At 56.4% G+C, this 24,132-nt stretch carries 17 protein-coding genes; 3 read left to right on the forward strand and 14 right to left on the reverse strand.

The annotated features are described in order from the left end of the window. The first annotated feature begins 102 nt into the window (after window positions 1-102). Window positions 103-1,239: a polysaccharide biosynthesis/export family protein gene (locus CUC55_RS13545; protein WP_103088186.1), complete on the forward strand. Its 1,137-nt coding sequence runs from the start codon at window positions 103-105 to the stop codon at window positions 1,237-1,239. Window positions 1,240-1,280: 41 nt separating this feature from the next. Here the strand turns inward: CUC55_RS13545 and CUC55_RS13550 are convergent, their stop codons facing one another. From CUC55_RS13550 to tssA, 14 genes are all read right to left on the reverse strand, one after another. After that, window positions 1,281-2,141, reverse strand: a complete 861-nt coding sequence (locus CUC55_RS13550; protein WP_245303956.1) for a protein kinase domain-containing protein — start codon at window positions 2,139-2,141, stop codon at window positions 1,281-1,283. Then, the gene (gene tagF, locus CUC55_RS13555; RefSeq protein WP_103088187.1) at window positions 2,128-3,555 is read right to left on the reverse strand and encodes a type VI secretion system-associated protein TagF; all 1,428 of its coding nucleotides are present in this window, start codon (window positions 3,553-3,555) and stop codon (window positions 2,128-2,130) included. Before tagF ends, CUC55_RS13550 begins: the two co-directional genes overlap by 14 nt. Window positions 3,556-3,635: 80 nt before the next feature. After that, window positions 3,636-7,127, reverse strand: coding sequence for a type VI secretion system membrane subunit TssM (gene tssM, locus CUC55_RS13560; protein ID WP_103088188.1), 3,492 nt, complete (start codon window positions 7,125-7,127; stop codon window positions 3,636-3,638). Further along, window positions 7,124-8,635 (reverse strand): type VI secretion system protein TssL, long form, encoded by a 1,512-nt coding sequence (tssL, locus tag CUC55_RS13565; protein WP_067648183.1) that lies wholly within the window; start codon window positions 8,633-8,635, stop codon window positions 7,124-7,126. The genes tssM and tssL overlap by 4 nt, the downstream gene beginning before the upstream one ends. Next, window positions 8,632-9,972 (reverse strand): type VI secretion system baseplate subunit TssK, encoded by a 1,341-nt coding sequence (gene tssK, locus CUC55_RS13570; RefSeq protein ID WP_103088189.1) that lies wholly within the window; start codon window positions 9,970-9,972, stop codon window positions 8,632-8,634. The genes tssL and tssK overlap by 4 nt, the downstream gene beginning before the upstream one ends. Continuing rightward, window positions 9,962-11,158 (reverse strand): FHA domain-containing protein, encoded by a 1,197-nt coding sequence (locus tag CUC55_RS13575; RefSeq protein ID WP_103088190.1) that lies wholly within the window; start codon window positions 11,156-11,158, stop codon window positions 9,962-9,964. Before CUC55_RS13575 ends, tssK begins: the two co-directional genes overlap by 11 nt. Window positions 11,159-11,168: 10 nt before the next feature. Beyond that, window positions 11,169-12,167, reverse strand: a complete 999-nt coding sequence (tssG, locus tag CUC55_RS13580) for a type VI secretion system baseplate subunit TssG (protein ID WP_103088191.1) — start codon at window positions 12,165-12,167, stop codon at window positions 11,169-11,171. Window positions 12,168-12,176: 9 nt separating this feature from the next. Next, the gene (tssF, locus tag CUC55_RS13585; protein WP_103088192.1) at window positions 12,177-13,961 is read right to left on the reverse strand and encodes a type VI secretion system baseplate subunit TssF; all 1,785 of its coding nucleotides are present in this window, start codon (window positions 13,959-13,961) and stop codon (window positions 12,177-12,179) included. Further along, entirely contained in the window at window positions 13,954-14,463 is a 510-nt protein-coding gene (tssE, locus tag CUC55_RS13590) for a type VI secretion system baseplate subunit TssE (RefSeq protein WP_103088193.1), read from the reverse strand. The genes tssF and tssE overlap by 8 nt, the downstream gene beginning before the upstream one ends. After that, on the reverse strand, window positions 14,456-15,280 hold the full coding sequence (locus CUC55_RS13595; protein ID WP_103088194.1) for a type VI secretion system accessory protein TagJ: 825 nt from the start codon (window positions 15,278-15,280) through the stop codon (window positions 14,456-14,458). Before CUC55_RS13595 ends, tssE begins: the two co-directional genes overlap by 8 nt. Further along, entirely contained in the window at window positions 15,277-16,671 is a 1,395-nt protein-coding gene (gene tssC, locus CUC55_RS13600) for a type VI secretion system contractile sheath large subunit (protein ID WP_103088195.1), read from the reverse strand. Before tssC (CUC55_RS13600) ends, CUC55_RS13595 begins: the two co-directional genes overlap by 4 nt. A gap of 58 nt (window positions 16,672-16,729) precedes the next feature. Next, window positions 16,730-18,211 (reverse strand): type VI secretion system contractile sheath large subunit, encoded by a 1,482-nt coding sequence (gene tssC, locus CUC55_RS13605; protein WP_103088196.1) that lies wholly within the window; start codon window positions 18,209-18,211, stop codon window positions 16,730-16,732. Between the two features lie 98 nt (window positions 18,212-18,309). Further along, window positions 18,310-18,819 carry a type VI secretion system contractile sheath small subunit gene (tssB, locus tag CUC55_RS13610; protein ID WP_067648211.1) on the reverse strand — a complete coding sequence of 170 codons (510 nt, stop codon included), beginning with the start codon at window positions 18,817-18,819 and terminating at the stop codon, window positions 18,310-18,312. Window positions 18,820-18,885: 66 nt separating this feature from the next. After that, window positions 18,886-19,944 carry a type VI secretion system protein TssA gene (tssA, locus tag CUC55_RS13615; RefSeq protein WP_245417757.1) on the reverse strand — a complete coding sequence of 353 codons (1,059 nt, stop codon included), beginning with the start codon at window positions 19,942-19,944 and terminating at the stop codon, window positions 18,886-18,888. 218 nt (window positions 19,945-20,162) lie between these two features. On the opposite strand from tssA, the gene tssH reads away from it, so the two are divergent. Both tssH and CUC55_RS13625 read left to right on the forward strand, forming a co-directional pair. Then, the gene (gene tssH / locus CUC55_RS13620; protein WP_103088197.1) at window positions 20,163-22,814 is read left to right on the forward strand and encodes a type VI secretion system ATPase TssH; all 2,652 of its coding nucleotides are present in this window, start codon (window positions 20,163-20,165) and stop codon (window positions 22,812-22,814) included. 61 nt (window positions 22,815-22,875) lie between these two features. Further along, on the forward strand, window positions 22,876-23,352 hold the full coding sequence (locus CUC55_RS13625; RefSeq protein ID WP_067648221.1) for an Hcp family type VI secretion system effector: 477 nt from the start codon (window positions 22,876-22,878) through the stop codon (window positions 23,350-23,352). Window positions 23,353-24,132 lie beyond the last annotated feature (780 nt).

Below are 24,132 nucleotides of genomic sequence, written 5' to 3' on the forward strand. Positions count from 1 at the left end.
GTTACCGATGGCATCNTTTTCAATTTTCAGCTTCAAAGTTATTGCGAGTTAACGCCTTGATGCTATTCCTGCGTGTAGGTGATTCTATTGCGGGGAAATGGAATGAAGAAGGTTGTCTCGGTACTTCTTTTGGCTTTGTTGAGCGGTTGTGCGAAGCCCTCTGATGGTCCGACTGCCGGAAATATCCGGTCAGCAACTCTTCCCAACACCAATGAAAAAATTCGTGTTATTGAGCTGGCAAACGCGCCTGCGACGCCAATGTCACCGTCTTTGGTGGAAAGCTCGACCGGTCCTGGTCTGACTGCTTTGCGCAATACTGGTTACAACTCTCAACGTCTGCGCCGTGGCGATGTTATCGACATCACTGTACTTGATACCGGCGAAGATGGACNTTTTTCCTCTACCCAGAGCAAGACACTTAATCTCGGGCGCTTCACAGTCGACCAAAATGGCAGCGTCAATCTACCCTTCATCGGCAAGAAGCGTGTGATCGACTCGACACCAGAGGGCTTGCAGTCGCAGGTCGTGACCGGCCTCAAAGGCTCTGCGGTCAATCCACAGGCGGTTGTCACGGTTGTGGATAAGCCGACAAGCGCTGTCATGCTCAGCGGCGCGGTCAAGACGCCCGGCAAACTTGCCCTGACTGCTCGGCAGGAGCGGGTCATGGATGCCATCAACCAGTCTGGCGGTCCAACCGTTGCGCCGGGTGCGGCTCAAGTGACAGTCGTTCGCGGCACACAGCGCGCCAGTGCCTCTCTGGACCGCATCATGCGGGAAGATCGCCAGAATATCCGCCTGTCGCCAGACGACCAGATCATGATCGATGGTGATGCATCGAGCTTCACCGCGCTTGGTGCATTCAAGAGCGCTGGTGAATTCCAGTTCGAAACCGGCAAGATGACGCTCGCGCAGGCCGTTGGCCGTGCCGGAGGCCTGCTGGATGATCGTGCCGATGCCCGCAATGTGTACGNTTTCCGCAACGAGATCGTTAACGTGCCAACGAAGGCGCCGTCCGGTTCCAAGGACCCGGTGGCTCTCACACCGACCATGAAACCGGTGATCTACCACGTCAATATGCGTGACGCGTCCAGCATCGCCTTGATGCAGCTATTCCAGATGCAGAAGGGTGACGTTCTCTATGCCAGCAACGCACCGCTGGTGGATTCTGCCAAGCTGTTGACGGTCTTCCAGAAGAGCGTGCCGACGGCGGCAGCGCCTCAGCCGGGCGGTTCCAACTGATATCTACGGGGATGAGGGCGTTTGCAAAATGCCGCTCTTGCCTAAAGATAAAGAGCGGCGTCGTTCGCAGATTGAGGGCGCTTTGATGCGTCCAGTGCCGTGCAAATCTGCGCAAATCTCACGACCTTGTCATCGACGTCAGCATCTGTGACGCTCAGCAGCCGCTGGGCTAGCTTGCCGACCGAATATATATCATGCAGCGGATGCGCCGCAGACGAGCCAGCCATTTGTTCCGGTGCTGAAAATTCCGGTGAACCCGCATAGTCGATACCGTGCATGCGGTGGTGTTCGCCGGTTGTCAGCGTGATCCCGAAATCCGCAAGCCGTGCCTTTTCCAAATCTCCATCTGGAAGTAGAATGTTTGCAGGCGTGATGTCGCCATGGACATAATCTTCTGCGTGGAGCGCGGCAACAGCTCTCAGCACTCGGTGCAGCGTCGTGTTGATCTCATTCTGGGTCAGTTTTCGGTCTGCCAGCAGAGATGCGAGAGACATAGGCGTCCATGGTTGCAGCAGGCCGGGCCGCCCATCTGGCAAACGCAGAAGTGCCGAAACTTCCTGCACGCAGGGGTGCCGTATAGACAGGCCTATCTCGGCTTCTCTGCGCAGATTTTGCACAAGGAAAGCGTTATCACGTCGGATTTCTGGTAATGTTTTAATGGCAAACGATGTACGCCGATCGCGGTGCGTTACCCGCAAAATCTGTGTCGTTTCCGTTTCATAGGCCACGGCCTCGAGTGTGAAACTGTTTTCAATGAAAGCGGGATTTTGCCGAGCCAACTTGGACGCCTTGCGATCAAGCGCATCACGAATACGATCTATGACGTCCTCAGATCTTTCAGACTGTCGTATCGTAGCCCACAAATCGGCAAAACGTCTTGCAACATCTTCATCGTTGCTCAAGCCGATTTCCGATCACGATAGCGCTGATATTGTCCCTGACATTTTCGATAAGCGCTTCCTGCATCAACGCATTGGCGCAATCGCTGATCGGAGTCTCCTGCAATATCTCGGCGACGATGCGCTCCTTCAATGCCTGCATCAGGGGGAAACTGCATAGCAACAAGCGGTCATGCATACCCCACTCTTCGCCAAAGGTATCGGGACGAAATTGCTGGGAAAGGCCCAGACATTGTGAAAGCTGCTTTTTCATACCGACGATGACATGATCGCGTGACAACATATGCATGGTGCCATCACGCAGAACGTAGGCGCGCGCATCGCCTGACCACAGGACTGTCAGCGTATTCTCAACCAAAGACGCCACAACTACGCTTGCCATTGGTTTTTGCGCTCCTGTCCCAAACTGGCGTGAAAGCAGCAGACTGTTGACCGTTCCGAGTTTGCCCTTGATATCCTGAGTGACAAATTCAGCCTGATCGTTGCTGGCGATGTCGGTGAGCGCATTGGTCGTCAGCCGTGCAGCCTCAACCGCTGCATTGCCGTCTCCAACACCATCGGCAATGGCGAAGAGGGCAGGGCTCTTGGATACNAATAGTGCATCCGCATTGACGCTAAGGCGCGTTCCCGGATGCGTGGCGTAACTATAGATAAGCGAAGCTGTGGACGCCTCATGCCGCGGCGGNTTCGGGGCAATCGTGGTTTTGGGTGGAGACGCAGGTTTAGTCTCAGGAGAAACCTGTTGAGCGGGCGGCGGGCTCGCAGGCGTCTCGCTTTCCTCCGTAGACGTCTGGTCACGAAACAGCCGCACAAAATCCGTTGCCGCGGGCTTGCCTTCGAATTTCATTCCGCGAGCACGGCGAGTGTCGGCATCGATATACCACCAAAGACTGATCGGCCCGCCGGAACGGGCGGAGAACTGGACGTCCTCATCCTCGCCTTTCGGCTTGGGCAAACGTAGCCGCTTGACCGATGTCGTAAAGCGCTGCATGTCGAAATCTGATCTCATGGACGTTTCAGCCACCGCTTCCGCGGCCATGAACCAGGTATCATCAAGATAGAGCGTTCTTGGGTGCTGGTTGAAGTCTGTCAGTTGTGCCAATACGACTAATGGATATTTACGGCCAACCCTGTCACGGCTGGGCAGGAGCACACCCGCATAGGCATTGCGCCCCCAAATTCCGCGCTCGGTAATGAAGCGCAATGGAGGGGATGCTGNAAAAACGGAATTCCAACGCGATGCNAAAACATCGGCGCAGGCATGCATGCCTGCCTGCACCCAACCATCGAGCGCGCCGATGAGATCGCGGTCCATTCCCTCGGAGATGAAATCTCCGTGGCTCTGGATCTTCCCGAAAAAGCCGATCCGATCGCTTTCGACTGCGGCTTTGACNGGGGGGCTGACTTGCTTTGCCATCAGTCAGACAAGGCGGCTCTGCGGTGCCGGTGCATTTTCGTTGTCATTATCCCCTCCATTAAACACCATTGGTCTGTCACTCAGAATTGAGCAGGGCAGGTGAAATTCGCAAGTGCATCCAGCCTGAACGGATTGAGCACCGATCCAAATTGAATATCGAACTCAGCCACCTGGCCATTATTTTCAAACCTAGCCCTTAACAAATCGCCTGCCTGGTTATCGATTTTAGCGTCGTCGAACAGACGGAATGGCGACCAGTCGCCATTTTCTGTTTTCGCCTGCTGCCAGCCGCCGGGCTGGAAAGCGATGCGCGAAAGATTGGCGGAATTGCTCTCCGAAGGCCAGGTGATGGATTTTGCTTGAACCGGGCCATGATAATACACCACCCGTTCTCCCTCGATTTCCAGCATGACCGCACTTGACGCATCCGTCAGCGACACCGGCTTCACGTTGATTGAAACCGCTGGCACTTCACTCCCATTGGGAAAGAAAGCGCGGAAAATCTTGTCGGCATTCTCGAACTGAGCGATGGCATCACTGGGTATGCCTGTTGCGCCAAAGGTGCCCTTCCAACCCCATGGGGTTGTCGTTCTGTCGACGAATGGCTCCATGCGTTGCTTGAAGAACGTCTGGAAGGTGCCCTTCGGTCCGAAAAGCCGGGTGAAATCGGCCATAGCAACATCTCTTGGAGATGCACGATCAAATGGATAGCGGCCCGAAACAATAGAGGAGCAAAGCGACGCGCCTTCCGCTGCCCAGAGATCGGCAATTCGGCCACGTGCGGATTTCACCGCCAGCGAACCGACGTCGGCCGCAAGCCCGGCAACCCAGACGTCAAGCGGTGCCGGAAGCTGGCGCGCCTCCTGCAACAGATCCTGATTGGCTTTCGTCAACTGGCTGTCCACATCGAACACTTTGGCCACCTCGTCCGACGTGGTCGAGGAACGTGCCAGTTGCTCATGCAAAGCCTTGATATCGGCAAGCAGCTGTTCCGAAGGCGAACCTGTTTCCTTGCCACCATTTGCGCCATTGCTGTTCGTCTGTTCGGATTGACCCGACCCTTTCGCTGCCAGCATTTCGCGAAGTCGTGCATATGGATCAGCCGCATCGACGGTTGCTGACAGGATCGCTGCCGTATTGTCACCGTCGGTGGTCGTCGCCAGAGTGGTGAGGCTCGCGCCTGCGTTAGGACGCAGGTCGGTCGCATCAGCGATGGACTTGGCGGCTTCTATGACGATATTGCGATCATTCGCCAGAATGCGCGTCGTCTCTACCGCGTCACCAAGGCTCTGCGAAGGCTTGATGCGGACATCGGTAAGAAGGTCGTTCCAGCGTTTTTCAAAGCGGTCAAAATATATCTGAAGAGCGGCCTGCGCCACGGTTTCCACGGTCGCACCACGAATTGCATCATCCGAACCCCGCACCCAGGCTTCAGACAGCGCGACGCGTGAGGCGTAGGAAACCTGTGGGATGACCACGCCGCGATATCCATTGGCAGTAAACAGCCCTTCGATGCCATCCACCAGCGGTGCGCTACTTTCACGCTCCATGGCGCGTTCGCCAAGCGGCCCGAAAGCACCAGAAGGGCTCCAGTTCGGCAGCTCGCGTGCCTGCGGAAGGCCAGCGAGAATATCATATGCGCGGGCACCGATGGCCTGACCACGGATGGTGTCCCGCGCCTTGGAAATCAGTCTGGCGTCGAGTTCTATCGGGGCCAGGACACCACCGGCCAGCGCCAGCGCATGGCGATTGAGCGCGTCACGGGCCGCGGNCCTGCCATCACCGGGATAGAGAGACGCGAACATATCCTGCGACTGCACGGTCATGAAATCGCGGTCGAGGTTACCGAGACCGCCGAGCATGCCGTAAAGCTTTAACGAATTGAACGTCCGCGTGACATCGTTCTCGTCTTGAAGCTGCTTTTGTAATTGCACGATCATGCGCGGCAAAAGCAGTGCGTTCAACGCCCGCTGATAGGCATCGCGCTGTCTGCCAGCGATTTTTTCCTCCTGATCAAGCCCGAAACCAACATTCCATACGCGGTCTTTGGCAAAGCCGGAATTCACGTCGCGCAGATTATCGAGAGCTGGAAGAATGCGCAGGAAGTCCGCGTCCGATACGTTGCGAACTTGAATACCCTGCACTAGCTGCTGGTAAGCATTGAGTTTTCGGTCTGCCTCCGCCAGCGCCTGCGTGTTGGAGAAATAGGTCAAGATCCAACCGGTAAACACGATTGCGACCACAGCCACGGACAAGCCATAGGCTATGCGCCGGACCAAAAGCTGACGGCCGGACAGGCGCTTGTCACGCATGACGAGCGCTGCTTCCGGAAAAATGACCTCCTTGAAAAGGCGCACGAGGAAGTAGCTGCGGTGGGCGCGTGGGGCCGTCGTTCCGGCTTCGGCCTGTGTTCCGGACGCGAAGTACACGCCACGAAGCAGAGGAGCTTCGATCAGCGGTGAGCTGGCGCAAAGCTCGCTCAATGCCTCATGCAAGCGGTCCTTGAGCTTGGAAAGTTCTGCTGGGAAGCGGAAAATGCGACCACGTATCTCCGCATTCTGCTCCTGTTGCAAACGCTCGATCAGCATCGCATCGACACGTTGTTGCAACAGTTCGAATTCTTCGAGAAAACGCTCGGGCAGGTCCTGTGCGGAATAGCTTTCGTCCAGCTTGAACGTCGTACCCCAGACCTGATGACGATCCGTTTTGTTGAAGCCATCGAAAAACTCGATGAAGCCGTCCAAAAGGTCGGCCTTTGTCAGCACGACATAAACAGGCACGCGTGCGTGCAGATACTCGTCCAGTTCCGATAGACGCTGTCTGATGGAGCGAAGCTCCTGACGCTGCTCCTCCGGGTCACGCGTCAAAAGGTCGTGGATGGACAGAGTGACGAGTGCACCGTTGATCGGCTGAGACCGTCGATAGCGCCGCAGGAGATTGAGAAAGCCTTCCCAGCCAGCCTTGGACGAGCCGTCGAGGTCGTCCTGTGTCGTGTAGCGGCCTGCGGTGTCGATGAGGATAGCCTCATCGGTGAACCACCAATTGCAGTTTCGCGTTCCGCCGATGCCCTTCACGGCACTTTCGCCAAGCGCATCGCCCAGAGGAAACTGCAAGCCGGAATTGGTCAGCGCCGTGGTTTTACCGGAACCGGGAGCGCCGAAGATCACATACCAAGGTAGATCGTAGATATAGCCGAACCGCTTCTTGGTAACCCGGCGCAACAGGGCAAGCGCCTCTTTCAGCCGAGTCTGTATCTCGCCGACTTCGGCATTCCTGTTGTTTAGCGCTTCCTGCTCAATGCTATCAACAAGTTCCTTGTCCTGCTTGCGAGCGCGGTAGGCCGTAATGACGATGTAGACCACCCAGATCAGCAATATGATGCCGATGGCAATCAAGCGCGCCTGCGTCGTTCCGAAAGGTTTAAAAGTACCGAAGGCGACGAGATATCCGTNAAACCAGATGACGACGCAGAGTGCTACGGCCCACAGCAACGAGATGAACCGCCTGCCGATGAGGGCAGCATAGCTATCGACATATGACCGGATCGTATAAAAATAACTCAGCGGATTCATTGCTGGGCCTCACCTGGTTGCTGTCCGGTTGTCGTTGTGATCGTCGGGGAAAGAATACCCGCTTCGCTCAGTTGTTCGCCGGGATTGGTCAGCACCATGATCTCTGTTCTGCGGTTCTTTTCCCGCCCTTCCGCCGTATTGTTATCGGCAATCGGATCGCTGTCGGCGCGGCCTTCAGTTAGAATGGCTTCGGGGCCTGTAAAGGTGGAAAGAATATCACCCACCGCCTTGGCGCGGGCTTCCGAAAGATGCCAGTTCGATGGGAACTGGATTGTCTTGATCGGCACATTGTCCGTGTAGCCGATAACCACCGCACGGAATTTGTCGGCAGCAAGCGCGCCGCCGATGCGCTGGATGAGATCACGGAATTGCGGGCTGACATCGGCGCTGCCGACATTGAACAGGCCGGAATTGTTGATGCGTACACGAAGACGACCGTTGACATTCGCCAGCGTTACCAGATTTCTCTGAACCTCCGGCTGGAGGAACGCCATCAGATTATCCAGCCGCGTCGGTTTCGGCGGCTCAACGATCCTTGGCGGCTCCACTTTTGGCTCTTCGGCCTTGACCGGCTGTGTTTCAGGCGGGGCGGGTGGCGTTGTGATCAACACACTCGGCGTGTCGGTGGGAGGCAACGATGCCAGCCGCTCGAAGGTGGTATCGGATGCGCTGTTCAAAGACAGGGTGAAGAACAGGTAGCCGAAGGCAAATGCCAGTGCGATCAGTGACAGCAGGGTCCAAAGCGCCGCCATAGTGCGCAGCGGCGTGTGCCGTGCCTCGACACCCTGCCAGTGCGGCGACAACTCGCGTTCGAATACCCCGTACTGCCCGATCAGCGTTTTATAGAGACTGTCGCGGATGCGGGAAAGCTCTAGCGCACCCTTTGCGGAAACGCGTGTGCGTCCTTCGAATGCCAGTGAAAGGCAGAGATAGAGCAGCAGAAGTATGTCTTTGTTGGCACCAGGCGACTGGTGGAAATGGTCGAGAATGTCAAATACGCGGTCGCCGCCGGTGACGTCATTGTGGAAGGTGGAAACGAGGCCGGAGCGGGCCCAGCCTGCACGCACGCCCCAAGGCTTGCTCAAGATGACATCGTCCACGGTCGCGCAGACCACGTAGTGGGCGGCTCTGGCGCGTTCCGGGCTGATACGGGCAGATCCAAGATCGCGCTCGTAACGGGTAATGGCCTCCATGCAGGCGCGGCGCAGATGCTCCGGGTCCGGCTCGGCATCGCTGAAGCGCAACACATGTGCAAGGTTCAGCAGGGGTGCTGCCGACTGCACCAGTGTCGGGACCTCGTCGCCGCCGAAACGGAAATTGGACAGCAGCGCATCGATGGGCAGCGAATTGTCGCTGCGGCCTGCGCGGGCGGGGACCACGTCGGTCTCGATGATGTCATCGAGGATAGCCGCCATGTTGCGAGCATTTTTGTTTCGAAGCCGGCTTTCGTCGGTGATCTCAACCACCGTCGGCAAATCTTGCCATGAGGAGGGCTTGTCGTTGCTCATTCGCGTAATGCCCACATTTCCATCTCAAGGCCGGGGAATTCACCCGCGAGATGCAGCGCGATGGCGCCGGAGGTTTCAAGCTGCTTCCAGAGAGGTGACTTGGTATCGATCTCGAAATAAATCGTGCCGGAACGATAAGGGAGCTGGCGCGGAAGGACCGGCAGCGAGCGTACGGGAATGCCCGGCAGCGCCACGTTGACGAGTTCGGAAATGCGCTCCACCGGGCCGACCTTTATCTGGGCTGGCAGCTTGCGGCGGATATCCTCGGCTGACATATCTGCGCGAACGGCCAGAACGAATCCGGAGTCGCGTAGCAGGGTGCGGTCGTGGATGGTGCCGACACGCACACCGTGTCTGCGTTCCACCAGTTCGATGGCGACAGCGGCCTGCTCCAAGACGGAGGAAAGCGACGTGCGCAGATCATCGAAGACAGCGGCAAAGCTCGCCTTCAGATCATCATGGCGATAGGGCGGAAAATCCGTTGCGCGCTTTGTATCCGTGGTGAATGTGGCAAGTTCACCGGCCAGTTGAATGCAGTCCTCATAAAACCGGATGGGATGAAACCGCGTGGCATTCGCGGAAAGGTGAGCCAGCAGCGGATCGGCGCGATTGAGAATTTGCAGCAGNAAATAATCGCCGACTTCTGCGGTACCCCGAATGGTCGGATCACCGATGCGCTCTGAGATTGCCTGCGCCCGGTGCCGGACAATACCGAGAAGCTCCGTCAGCAATTCGGAAAGGCGTGACGAGGCTGCGCAATTGAGGATCGGCGGAATGAAATCCGGATCGAGAATGACAGCGCGGTCGGAGCGCACCTCGATGACACGCGCCAGCCCGATGAGATCATAGCCGGAAAGATCGTCGCCTGNTTTCAGGAATTTGAGACTCAAGCGCCCGACGTCGATAGGCGCTATGAAATCCGTATCGACGTTGGCGTCGGACACCTCATATGTGGTTGCGACAACGCGCACGCTGTTGCTATCAGCCTTGGCGCTACTGGACATATCGGCCTTGCCCGGCTGACGGGCCGGAAGCGCCAGATAGACGATTGCATTCTTGACGCCTTCATCCAAATCCAGCGGCGGGGGTAGATCAGAATCCTCAGGCGCTTCGAACGGCGTTCCATCGGGCAATATGCCGCGCAGGTTCGAGAGCGCAAACTGGCCGATGGCCAAGGCGCTACGATCAATGCCTATTTCCGCGACACCCCAGGGATATGGCGAAAGGTTGCGCGTGGTATTGCGGACCAGTCGCTCCGTCCAACGGTCCGATTGCTGAAAATGTTGAACGCGAAGGAACATGCCCTCGCTCCAGGCAACCCGGNTTTCATGCCTCATTTTGTCTGCTTACCCCCTTGGTATCTGTTTGAAGCGCTTCATCAGGCGCAGCCTCGCCCCGTGCTGCGCGCTGAAGAAACTCCCTGACCGACAATTGACGACCATCTTCTTCGAAGTGCTTTTTGAACGTGGACCAGTAATCGGTCCTCTGAACCAGAGCGCCCCATTCCTTGCGTGCAATCTTGTCGCGCCAGTCGTTTTGAGCGTCAGCCTTGGCTTCGATCAATCGCGGCTCGAGCTTTTGCGTGCAGGTTCGGATCAGGATTTCCAGAGACGAGGCCAGCAGCCGCTGCTGGCGAATAAGGCCTTCAAGCCGTGCTCTTGGCGATGTCTCATGGGTCTCAGCGCCGATGGCCGTCTGGTCGATGTCGAGGATGGAAAGACATTCGGCGCTTTCCNTTTCCATCTCGAGCAGAAGGTCATCGATAGGATCGCTCGTGCCGGGCACAACTGCGGCTGCCGGCTCAATCTCTGCCTCCTCGTCGTCCCCACCCATGAAGACAGCGTCGAAATCTTCGACGGGTGCTTTCTTCTTGGGCCGTGAAACCAGCACTGGAATGTTCATCGCATCGGTGTGTTCATGCTTGGAGCTTTCCACCGGCTCTTCGTTCCAGTCAGTGGGCAAAACAGTGCCAACACCGGCAGTCGAGGGAGGGGCGTTCCAGCCGACCTCGACATTGCGGGAAATGGACTTGGTTTTCTTGCCGGTCAGGTCCGGTGCCGTGTCCGGCCAATCGTCGTTGGAGGCACCACCGGCAATGACGCCGCGTGCAGAACGGCCATTTGGCGCGATATCCGCCAGAATTGCGGATATCGTCATATGTTCGTCGCTGACACGAAGCGAGCTTTCAGGATCACCATATTCTAATTCAGCCTCGCCGCTGATGATGACGTCGAATGTCTGTCCGCCGATGCCGATCTGTGAGCCATTTTGCAGGCGAACGGTTTCGCCTTCCAGTAAGAGGCGGCCATCGACCTGCGTGCCGTTCGCGCTCTGGTCGGTGATGGAGAACCCCTCGCGGTCGCAGCTCAGTGTGCAATGTTGCTTGGAAACTCGGCGGGCATCGTCATTGACCTGCCAGTCGCAATCGGTCGATCGTCCTATTACGCGTCTGCCCTGCTCGAAGCTCCACAGGGTGGGCTTTGCACTTCCGTTGACCTGCTTTTCTTTCAGAATAAGTTTCATGATGTCGTCCTCACGCTGAAAGTGCCGAGTCTTCGCGCTCGGTTACGATTGCGTCGGTGCTGTCTTTTGCAGCGGGGGCAAGGCGGGCCCAGCTGTTCCATCCCAGCCGTGCCGGTGCATCTGCCTGACCCAGCTGGCNAAAAGGTACGTCCTCNTTTTTCAAAATGACCTGAATATCGAACTCAAAAGCGCTTCCGACAAAAAGCCTTGTGACGGCGAAGATCTCCGCAAGCCGCTTCGAGCCGGGCGTCAACGCCAGATAATCCGCATAACCGACGGGGCCAAGGACGATGCGGAAGCCGCCGCTGAAATCCTCGATGGCACTTCCGGCCGTCACATTCTGCCCAAGCCGCAAACCGCCGGGCTGCCCCATCCTGCTTTGCTCGTGCACCGGAAGCGGCACCCAGCGTCTGCGAAATTGCTCGATGGTGACATCAAGCCCTGTGAATTCATGCAGCATCGACGTCAGTGCCGTTGCGTTGCGGTTGCGATTTGCCAGCAAGCCGCTGAAACGCAGCAAGACATCTTCCTTGACACCCACCTTAGCGCTGAGACCCGTAGTGCCGAAACCTGTCAGCGAAAGCAGCGTTTTGCGAAAGGCGTTGTTCTCAGGGGTCGGCGTCCAGCGCAGCCCACGCGCCAGCCGATATTTTTCTGTCGCGGAAACGAAAAGCTCGCTGAAGCGGGCGGCAAACAGATTGAAGAAGCTGGTCAACGCCTTCGAACGATTGCGTTCTTCACGCTGCTGCAATTCACTATAGCTTGGCGGCAGTGATCCAAGCGGACCGATGATGGGTGCGAATGCGGAGCGCAGTTCCGCTTTGCCATTCTTGCTGCGATAACCGCTGATAGCGACGGGCGTCGGGCGTGCGCCGTTGTGGGAGCCGATGGTCAACTCATCCTGCTTGACAAGATGTTGCGCCACCCGAAACGCTGTCGCAGGGTCAAAGCTGCCTGGATCGTTTGCCAGAAGCGCTGCTTGTTTTTCACGCATTGCCTGAGACTGCATCGCGAACTCCTATAGCAACGGTCGGTCTGCCGCGCGGGCAGGCCACCGGGCAAGGGGTTCGGATTGGCCGCGCATCGTTGCGGTCAGGCGGGTAAAACTGTTGATCGAGGTGTAAAGACCGAAGAAGTGGTTGAGAACGCTGGCGAACACGAAGGCGGCGGATCGGTCTATCAAAGTCGAGTCGAACTCCAGGGTGATGTCTGTTCCCGGCACCATCGCAGAGCCAATTCTGGCATGTGAGTTGCGCGCTTCGACCGACGTGATGGCCTCCACCAGTTGGCGGGTCTCAGGCGTATCCCTGAAAGCATAAAGGGAGAGAATGTCTTTCAGCGGGGCGCCACCATTATCGAACAGCGACAGATGGTTGAGGAGAAGATGCGAAATCAGCCGCCATTCGCGCGCGGAACGCTCGTTCATTCGAACGGCTGCTGTTGGTGGCATCAGCGCATGAACCGAATTAACCGCCTCATTTCCTGCTGCGAGTTGCAGGAAGGGATGCCCGCCGCCAAATGGCAATTGGCTGGGCAGTTCTCGATTGATGCACAGCGTGCTGACGCTGGCCACGACATCTAGCGGACCCAGCGGCCCACGTTGCTGATCGACAAAAGCGATGTCGGTATCGGACGAACCGTCATCATCATCGAAGCGGCGATAGCTTTGCCAAAAGACGTTGGATCCATTGCNTTTTTGCGTCCGACCGAAGAATGGCGACGTCTTTTCGATTTGGCCCGTGCGGCTCGTCAACTCTACATCTTCGACGCCGTAGATTTCCCGTGTTCTCTGACGTCTGGCATCCGGCAGCAGGCGATATTCCGTTCGCGTGCCATCGAGGCTTAAAGGTTCGCAGCTCTGCTTGAACAGATTGATGACGGGCGATGCGTTGAGCACGAAGTCCTTGGCCGAAACCATACGCTCAAGCCGCGTCTCTGCGGCATCGAGGTAGATGTAAAGCTCGCAATCGCCGCCGCTCCATTGGTCGAGGCCTTCGATATCCAGAAATAGAAACTTCTGCGGCAGCGCGAAAAACTCCGTAAGCAGCCGGTATCCGTCGAAGCTGTTGGCAGGGTAGGGTAGCATGGCCTGATCGCGCGNAAACCCTGACGGTTTGAGATTGGCTGCTGGAAGGAAGATCGCGTTGCGGTCTTCGGAATGCTGGGCGAGTGAAATTCCGACGCAATGGTTGGCCAGGAGTTCGTAAAGGGCGGTCGCCTGCTGCCATGCCGATGAAATGAATATCTGTAACGATGTCAGACCTATCTCGCGAAATGTTGCGGGACGAGGTGAGGTGGTTCGCAATGAAAGTTTCAGGCAACTTGCAGCACCCGCCGATGACGGGNAAAAAGGCGCGTCGATAGGTTGGCTAACAAGTGACGCTGCCGCAATCTCCAAAGGGATGATGTCGATATCTTGCGTAGTGCGAAACTTGCAGCTTTCGCCGCCGATAGGCTCAGCCAGGATTTCGCTGTGTCGTGGCAATGTCTGTACCGTCGTCAGCGCCGGGCTTGGTGCGAAATGCACGACGCTCATGGATGGCAGCGGTGCGAGATAGTGCGGATAGAGCGTTTCCAGCAGGCTGTCCGAGAGTTCAGGGAATTCGTCATCCAGCTTCTGCCGCACGCGCGCGGCGGAATAGGCAAAACTTTGGATCAGCCGTTCAACATGGGGGTCGTCGGCGACTTCGCCGGTCATTCGAAGTCTACCCGCGATCTTTGGGAACGCCGCGGCAAAGCGGGAGGCCCGTTTTCTCAGCGCAAAAAGTTCGTCATTGTACTTTTCGAGGAAGCCGTCAGCCATTGCTTGCCTCCACCAGAAAGCGTTGGGTCGATGGGTCTATCTTAGATTCGAAGCTGATCGGCGGCATGCCTTCATGAAGGCGGAACGTCGCCTGAATGCGCATGCGCAACGCCCGGTCGCCATCCATCCGGTTCTTCATGATCGACACGCGCACATCCGCAAGGCGTGTCTCGAACATCGATATCCGCCGCTCTATCGTCTGGGCGAGCTTTGCCTTGGAGGCGTCTGTGACGAGATTGGCGGAGAGAATGCCGTCAACGCCATAGCTTACCAGGGCATCCGGCAACTCTTTGAAATCGGCAGGCGGGCCAGCGGGATTGCGCCGGGTGTTCAGCAGGGTTTCGAGATCGCGGCGAATGACTTCGCGCATCTCACGCACTTGATCTGACAGGCTAGCAGGCGGGTCGNTTTCCAGATCTGGCGCATCGTCCAGCAATCGGTCCAGCACCGAGCGGGCAAGAGTTCTTTGCTTTGGGCGATATTGCTCCAGCGGATCAACCACGCGCAGTCTGCCTTTCTTCGGTGTTGGCAGGTGCCGAAAGGCTGGAGATTTCGTGGAAGGGCACCATATCGTCGCCGATCAACAGGCAGCGCTGGCCGCGCCCCGTCACCAGAGGAGCATCGTCATTCCACAGGGTTTCGCGACCAAGCAGCAACGGCGTTGTCTTGTCCGCGCCGTAATAGACTGCCGGCAGCAGCACCGATGCTATGGCGCCGTCCAGCAGGGTGATCTCAGCCGAGCGGAAGGCCAGATCGCGCGGGCGCGTCATGGGCTCGATGACCAGAGTGTCGATCCGGCTGAAATCGATCCACAAATATTTACCGCCGTTGGTCAACACTTCCAGCGCGTGCGGGATGCGGTCATCGAGATCGCGGATATCACCTCCCTTGCCGTCATTCNAAATGATGGAGATTTCAGCACGCTTTTCGTCCAGTTGCAAAAGCGCTTGCGCTGCTTCATCCGCCTTGCCGTCGCGCGCGGCGATGTTGGCCTTGATGGCAAGCTGGTCAAGTTCGGATGGGCCGTGAGCGAAATCAGGCACGGCGCCGGTTTCAAACCATGCCACGCGCGCCGCCATGGCGCGCAAGTGGTGGCGGAACAGCGAGAACCCAACAGCATCCTGCGGTGCGAATGTGGCTGCCAGATTGCACTGCGCATCGGCCTTTTCGTACTCTCCGGCAAGGATCAGCAGATCAATGTAGAGGTTGCGGCCTTCCTTGTCCGAAGGGGCAGTCTTGACGTGGTCNTTTGCCTTGACGATGGCCTCGTCAAGCTGGTCTTCATCAAGCAGGCTGGAGATATCGTCGCGCAATGTCATGCTGGTATCCTCTGTGGCTCAGCCGGGGACCGGGCGATGGACGCCGTATGCGTGGTCGTTTCGGCAATGAGGTGGAAACTGGTGGAAACATCATCCAGCTGAAAATGCGGCTGGAGACGGACGGTGCAGGAAAAGCTGCCCGGNTTTCCGGGGATTTCGAAAACGCTTATACCGGCCGAGCGCAAAGGATACCGGGTGCGCAGCGACGCCTCGGCATCGTCATTGCCTAACGTGTAGGACGACAGCCAGTTTTCCAGCTTGCGCTCGATGGTGATGGCATCGCTCAGCTGGCCGATGTCGTCGCGCATGATGACCTTGAGGTAATGCGAGAACCGCGAGGCGCACAGCACATATTGCAGCATTGCCGCCAGCCTAGCGTTCTGGCGCGCGCTTTCCTTGGAGTAATGCCCTGGCGCGTGAAGCGACTGGTTGGCGTTGAAAATTGCCATGCTGGAAAGATAAGTTGTCGACACCGGCACGATGCCGAGGTCGGAAAACTGCTGTTCCTGACCCATGGTCAGTTGCATCTCGACAGGCGGCTGCGCCGACAGGCCATTGCTCTCGATGCCGAGATCAAGCGGTGGCAATTGAGACTGGGACAGCATGCCACCGTCCACCTCGTCCTGCGTCACGCCTCTGATGTCGGCAAACCAGCCGGAGTCAGTNAAATTCCTGATAACGACACACGCGAATGCGAAAGCCGCATTTCCCCAGAGCAGCGTCTTGCCATTTTCCGCTATGTGTTCGCGAAACGGAAACGGATCTTCGCNGCGNCGCGAGTAGGGTTTGTGGGGCGAACGCAACAGAATTCGGGGAGCGACCAGCCCCACGAAGCGGCTGTCGTCGCGGGCGCGCAACGCATTCCAGCGAAGGCGGGTCTTTTCCTGTTTCAGCCATGAGAAATCATGAACACGGCTCAGCTCGGAGAAATCCTCAAGACCAACGGCGGAAGGGGCCGCTGCGGCTATGAACGGGCAAAACGCAGCAGCGGCGACCATGCCGATCTGCGACAATGCCGTGATGGAATCGATGCCCTCGAAATCATCGGGAGAGAACGTGTAGTCTCCCACCAAAAGCCCCACGGGTTCACCGCCGGGCATGCCGAATTCTCTGTTGTAGATGATCTCGAACAGGTGGCTTTGGTCGAAATCCGTTGCGCGCTCCATGCTACGCGCCAGCTCCCTCCAACTGGCGTTCAGAAGCTTGATTTTCACTTCCGGGCATCTGCTGGCTTCTCGTACCACCATGGCAAGCCCACGCCATCTCGCTTCCATCGCCTGAAATTCAGCGTGGTGCAAAATGGCGTTCACCTGGCCATTGAGAGCATCATCAATGAGAGCGATGAGCTGGTCGGCCTGACTGCGTATGTCCGAAACGGACCTGTGCGTCATGAAGGGGCTCCGGGCGGGAATGCGGTGGGTGAGGGGCATTGCTGCCCCTTCATCCTGCTTAGTTCTTGGTTGGAATGCGTGCGACCATGCGCAGCGAAGTCGTCAGCTCTTCCATCTGCAACCAAGGGCGCATCCATGCGACAGCGTTGTATGCGCCAGGCTTGCCGGGAATTTCCTGAACAGTCACCTTCGCGTCGCGCAGAGGATACTTCGCACGCGATTCTTCGCCCGCCACGTCGTTGGCGTTGACGTAGTTGGAAATCCAGCGGTTCAGCCAGACTTCGCAATCAGATGCCTCCATGAAGGAGCCGATCTTGTCGCGGCCCATGACCTTCAGGTAATGCGCAAAACGTGAGGTCGCCATCATATATGGCAGACGCGCCGAAACCGCAGCATTGGCTGTCGCTTCAGGGCGGTCATAGAGCTTGGGCTTATGGGCAGTCTGCGCGCCGAAGAACACGGCATAATCCGTGTTTTTGTAGTGGCAGAGTGGCAGGAAGCCCAGTTTGCCCAGTTCCGCATCGCGACGGTCGGTGATGCCGACTTCCGTCGGGCATTTCAGATCCAGATCGCCGTCATCGCTGGAGNAAACATGCATGGGAAGGTTTTCGACCTTGCCTCCGTTTTCCGCACCACGAATGGCCGTGCACCAGCCATTCTTGGCAAAGGCATCGGTCAACTTGGTGCCCATGATGTAGGCGGCGTTCATCCAGCAATATTCGTCATGCTGCAAGTCGCCATTGGCGGAACCCCGTGTTTCGTCATAGGCGAATTCGTCAACCGGGTTTGTCTTCGGGCCGTAGGGCATGCGGGCCAGCACGCGAGGGAGGGCCAGCGTGACGAAGCGAGAATCGTCGCTTTCGCGGAAGCTGCGCCACTTGGCATATTCGACGGTGTCGAAAATCTTTTCGAGATCGCGCGGACGTGCGAGGTCGCGATAGTCTTCGAAGCCGAACATGCGTGGGCTGGCAGCCGAAATAAACGGTGCGAATGCCGCAGCGGCGATCATCGACACGCCCTGTAGAAGCTGAACATCGTCAAACGAGTTGTCGAATTCATAGTCGCCGATGATGGCGCCCATAGGCTCGCCGCCGGGAGTGCCAAATTCATCTTCATAGATGGATTTGAACAATCTGGACTGGTCGAATTCAACAGCCTTCTCCAAATCGCGGCCCACGTCGCGCTTTGAAGCGTTCAGCACGCGGATCTTGAGGTTGACGCTGGTTTCAGAGNTTTTGACCAGATAATTCAGGCCGCGCCATGTGCCTTCGAGCTTGGCGAACTCCGGTGCCTGCATGATAGCCGCCAACTGGGCGGAAATTGCCTTGTCGATCTCGGCAATCGCATGGTTCAGCGTGACAGTCAGGTTTCGGTCATATTTCACCGTGCCCTTCAGTGCCTGATCAGTCAGAGTCCGCAGCAGGTTTTGTGCGCGGTCCGGTTCGGTCTGACGAGTTGCGGCAACCACCTTGGCGAGTAAGCCATTCTCTTCGGTGGTCGTCGTCTGTGCCTCGTTTTTCAGCAGGCTTTCAGCGCTCATGTTTCAATCCTTCCAAATGCGGCTCTTGTCTTACCGCTAGAACAGGTGAAGCCCCATGCGGCGGGGCAACTCGACGGAACAGTCCTCAAATTTCGAGGTCAGGCGCCCGCACTGTTTTTCTCTTTCAATTCGGATACGAGCTTTCCGAGATCGGTCTTGTTCTGGAGAATATCTTCCAGGAGACGCTCGAGATCTTCGGAACGATCGGCCTTTGATAACAGGTCACGAAGTTCGTTGCGCGCATCCAAGAGGGCTTTGAGTGCCGGTACCTGCTCAACAACGGCTGCAGGCAGGAAGTCGTCCATGCTTTCGAATTTCAGGTTGACCTGAATATCCGTGCCGTCGTCCTGAAGCGTATTGGGAACGGCAATGTTAAGACCCGGCGTCATGCGGCGCATGACTTCATCGAAGTTATCGCGGTCTACCTGGACGAATTTCCGTTCCCCAAACGGCTTCAGCGGCTGCGTCGGGTTGCCGGAAAAGTCGCCTAAAACGCCAACCACGAACGGCAGCTCCTTAACGACCATCGCACCTTCGGTTTCCACTTCGTACTTGATGTGGACGCGAGGTTTCCGAACCCGTTCCAGCTTCTCATGTACACTTGCCATTCAAACCTCCTTGATGCCGTGTTGGCATTGCTGACTGTAGGGAGCGTCGCATCTCCCTTGGTTTCACTATTTTCCGGTGTTCTCACTCTCGGGCTTTATTCCAGCCGCCGTCAAAACGGCGTGGCGTGCCTGCACTTCTGGCAAAAGCTCTGCGAGCAGTTCTGAAAAATCCATACGCCCCCTGCGAACCAATGTTTCAATTGCCAACGATATCGGAGAATGCGGCTCCATCCGGCGGAAATAACGCGCAACTGTAAGAAGAGTTTCAAATGCTTCGTCACGTGAAGCGATTTCTTCTGGGCCAGATGGCANTTTTTTAGGAACTTCGGGCTGTATCGGTGCGGAATCACTATCCGCTATCCGTGCATTGTTGGCAACAGCAGGCTGCGAGTCGTCCCGTCCGCCCAATGTGCGAATCGCGGATGCGGCCTCAATCAGAATGTTTCGGATGTTGGAACTGGCTGGCGCGTTGTGTCCGCACCGTTCGGACAAAATCTTGCTGATGTCATCGAATGTGGAAAGACACGCATTCACATGTGCCAAATGCGAAGACATGGCCGCAATGCCCGCTTCGGAAGCGGCATTATAGAGTTCTTCCTTGCGTTTCGTTTCAGAAGATCGCTGCGCGAGCTGGAAATCCCACAATGTATGTTCGCCAAACTTCCCGCCTGGAATGAGGGAGCTGAGACGCAAGGGCTGTATTAGCGTTCCCTCACTTCCAGTCCCGTTCAATCCGGCGAAAGGAGCGAATTTTTCTTCGTCGTCATCGTCACTAATTGAATGAAGTGAGTCCCATTGGTTGCAAAATATATCATATGTAACTCGATAAACTTCTCGCAAGCCGAGAAAGCCTTTTAGCCTTAGTTCTGCTTCTGCAAGCCATGCCAATATTTCAACGTCGCGACTTTCAGAATATATAATATGCAATCCGAGATTGCTGACCTCAATCCAGTTGCTGGAAACCCTTAGAATTTCTTGAGGCGAAACCGTGCGTTCTTCTGCACGTGCCTGATTTCTTTCATCCTTAATTCTATAGTATAGTTCACGAGTTCTTGCGTTGCTTCGAATATTTTCTCCGCAATCACTCAAGTATTCTATANTTTGTACCGACTCTTGTGTGGCCAATGTCAGTTTATCCCTTATTAAGTATGATAGATATGTGTCAGTTACTTCCGTTACGTAAGGTTATTCAGTAGACAGACTTATGGNAAATGGGGCGAAATTGTGGCGACTTGATTTTAAACTCGTCAAATAAAAAAGCAACTTTTGCTGGACAAGCGAGTTTCATCGACATAACTATGCCACGTCACGTTGTGGAATGATCCAAATCGGAGGCTCGCTGTATGTCGCATATTGATCTCAACCGCCTGGTAGAAGCGCTTGAGCCTAGATTGCGTCTATCGCTTGAAACCGCGGCATCTGTCGCTGTACGGCNGGGCCATCAGTTTGTCGACATTGCTCACTGGTTGAGTGCGGTTGTGGACGACCATGCGTTCACTGAGACGTTTGACCGGTTGCAAATTTCAAAAGACGATCTTCGCGCCCAAATTGACCGAGCGCTGGATGATGCGGCTGTCGGAGACGGCCAGGCTTTATCGTTATCTCAGAATATCCTGACAGCAGGACGGGAGGCTTGGCTCCTCGCCTCGTTACAGGACGGACGTTCTCACATTGCACTTACCCATCTGCTGCTGGCTCTCGATGAAGAAACATCGTTGCGCAGTCTGGCGCGCGCAGCTTTCCCTGCGCTGAAGCTGATGGATCGCGCGGCATTGGAGCAGCTCCGTGAAGAAGGTGCCAATCAGGCGCCTTCGAGCGATGACGCGATTGTCGGCGCTTCGCAGCCTAAGGATCAGAACGATTTTCTGCGCCTCTACACTCAAGATATGACCGAAGATGCGCGCCAGGGCAAAGTGGACCCGGTTATCGGGCGTGACGATGAACTGAGGCAGATGGTCGATATTCTGACCAGACGTCGGCAGAACAACCCCATTCTCGTTGGAGAGGCGGGCGTCGGTAAAACTGCTGTTGCAGAGGCGCTTGCTTTGGAGATCGTCTCTGGCAATGTTCCCGAAAAACTGAAGAATGTTCGTCTGCTCACACTCGATTTGTCGCTTCTTCAGGCCGGTGCCGGTGTGAAAGGCGAATTCGAGAGACGTCTCCACGGTGTCATAGATGCTGTAAAACGGTCGCCCGAACCTATCATTCTTTTCATTGACGAGGCGCATGGACTGGTGGGGGCGGGCGGAGCAGCCGGACAAGGTGATGCCGCCAACATTCTCAAACCGGCACTTGCCCGCGGTGAAGTTCGCACTGTCGCTGCGACGACGTGGAGCGAATACAAAAAGTATTTTGAAAAAGACGCGGCATTGACCCGACGTTTCCAGCCTGTCCACGTCCGCGAGCCGGATGAAGCGACGGCCATCCGGATGCTTCGCGGGATCGCCGATACTTTCGTTAAGCATCATGGCGTGACCATACGGGACGAAGCGATTGTCGCGGCAGTTCAGCTGTCAGCCCGTTACATGCCATCACGTCAATTGCCGGATAAGGCCGTTAGCCTGCTGGACACTGCGTCTGCTGCGGTATCGCTGGCGCGTCAGACATTGCCTGAAAAGCTTCGCTCCATGGAAAGTGAACGTCGCCTGCNTTCCACTGAGCTTGAATGGCTCACGCGCGAGCCTGCCGACGAAGAGACATGCTCTCGCATCGAGGCCATAAAAGCTCAGATAGGCAATCTGGAAACGACCATTGATAACCTGAAAGCCCGATATGATGCGGAACTTTCCGAGCTTCTGGAGGGTGAAGCCCACCTCGCCGGTACGTCGAATGTCGCGCCGCTCCGACCGGTCGCCGCAGGCTCGGGTCATGGCGAAGAAAAGCTCGTTCCGACGGTTGTTGATCGTGAGATGATTGCATCGGTGGTCTCACGCTGGACCGGTATTCCGCTTGGAAAATTGCTCGCCGATCAAATCGAAAGCGCAAAGTCTCTCGATGAGCGCATGAAGCAGCGGGTCATTGGTCAGGACATGGCGATTGGTCGTATTGCTGACGCCATGCGCGCTGCTCGTGCAGGCTTGTCAGACCCACGCCGCCCGCCCGCGGTCTTCCTCCTCGTTGGCATGTCGGGAACCGGAAAGACGGAAACCGCCCTGTCGCTGGCTGATCTTTTATATGGCGGAAACAGTCATCTCACCACCATCAACATGTCCGAGTTCAAGGAGGAGCATAAGGTCTCTCTGCTTCTCGGTTCGCCGCCCGGTTACGTCGGTTACGGTGAGGGTGGTGTCCTAACGGAAGCCGTGCGCCGCCGTCCCTTTGGTGTGCTCCTGCTGGATGAGATCGATAAGGCGCATCCCGGTGTGCAGGATATATTTTATCAGGTGTTCGACAAAGGCATGTTGAAGGACGGCGAAGGCCGCGACATCGATTTCAAGAATACAACCATCTTCATGACGGCCAATACCGGCTCAGAACTGTTGACAGCGCTGGCGGCAGACCCTGACACAATGCCGGAAGGTGAGGCTCTTGAGGCGTTGCTCATGCCGGAGCTGACCAAGCACTTTNAACCCGCCTTTTTGGGTCGCACGGTCANTTTGCCGTTCATGCCACTTGGGCCCGTGCAGCTGTCGCGCATCGTCGACATCCAGATCGAGAAAATTGCCGAGCGGGTTCGCTCTGCCTACGGCACGGAACTCACGCTTTCTGACGCCGCGCGTGACGCGCTGGTCGGGCGGTCGGGTTCCAGCGAAATCGGCGCACGCGCCATTGAAATCATGATCGGCAGAGATCTGCTGCCACCCATGTCCACGTACTTTCTGGACAAGGTCATCTCGGGTGACAGGGTGAAGCACATCACCGTTGATTTTGATGAAACCGGGTTCCGCATTCGTGCGGACGCGGTTGAAGAGAATGATGAATTCACTGCGGCCGCCCCGGTTGCAGCGGATAAAGTTGCCGCGTCGGAAGGGAAGTCCCGACGCATGCGGCAGTAGTGGAAAGGCAAACGCGGCCTCGAAGCAAGAGGTCTTTTCAGTAATTACAGGAGCTTACAGTATGCCAATTTATTTGCAGATCGACGGCATCCAGGGTGACGCTACGCACCAGGAACACAAAAAGTGGATGGATATCGAAGCTATTCACTGGAACGTAACGCGCAACATGAACACATCTGCTGGTTCTGCTGCAAACCGCGAAGCATCTGAGCCAACCATTTCGGAAGTCATCCTGACCAAAGTCAGCGACTCGTCTTCCACAAAGCTGTTCCAGGAAGCTTGCTCTGGCCGCCAGGGCAAGCTCGCAACGATCCATCTCGTCACAACAGGCGATCCAGGCAACACCTATATCCAGTACCTGCTGACGAACACGCTGATCGCCAGCTATTCCGTCGACTCCAGCGGTGACCGTCCTGTTGAGACCATCAAGCTCAACTTCACCAAGATGGAAGTCAAGTACACACCTGCTGACGAGAACAACACGCAGCAGGCGCCAATGATCGCGTCCTACGACCTCGCGACCACAAAGGCTGGCTAACAGATTCGACCCGGTGCCATCTTAGGGCACCGGGTCGTCTCTTCCGTCTTCGCAATTCTGATATTGCCGATACGCGGGAGCGCCTTTAGCGCCAAATGTAGCCTGTCCATTCTCGGATGTTGCTGGGAGAAGCTATCCATGCCCAATTTTGCTGTTTCTACTGATTCTTTCGTTGTGCGCCCGGTTCGGCAGGACGAGGTCGTGCCTGTTCAACGCATGGGAAAGGGACCTGATTTATCCTATATGTCTCTTCCTGATGGACCTCGACAACTTAACTCGCGAATGGCTGTAGGCGGTGCGGTCGCTGCCGCTGTCAGCCAAGTTTCGGGAGGGATCAACGAATATTCACTTACCGTTTGGCTNAAAAAATGGCTGGGCGCGAATGATGCCAAGATCAAGCAGGCTCTGCTTGCGAAAGGTCACTCTGCTTTCGCTTTGCAGGTGAACTACGCTGTCGGAAATTCTTTCGGTAACCAGATGTTCATGTCGCGAGACATTTACCTCCTCGGAACTGCGCCGTCTGCGAAAGAGATAGGCTCAATCTTGACGCCTGAACTTATGTTCGGACCGAAGATCGATGATGTTCCCAATAATGCGACGAAGTTTAAATATGCGCATCTCGTTGGAGAGCGCACCTGATTCCAGCATTGATCGTGACGCGTGGGCAAGTGCTCCATGGACGCGTTCTCTACGATTGCGCAAATATACGCTTACGATCACTTTAATATATATATTCGTCGGACGTATCCATGATGATTGTCCCTCTTGGTACTTGTGAGT

This window comes from Agrobacterium bohemicum (assembly GCF_002896715.1).
Lineage (GTDB): Bacteria > Pseudomonadota > Alphaproteobacteria > Rhizobiales > Rhizobiaceae > Agrobacterium > Agrobacterium bohemicum.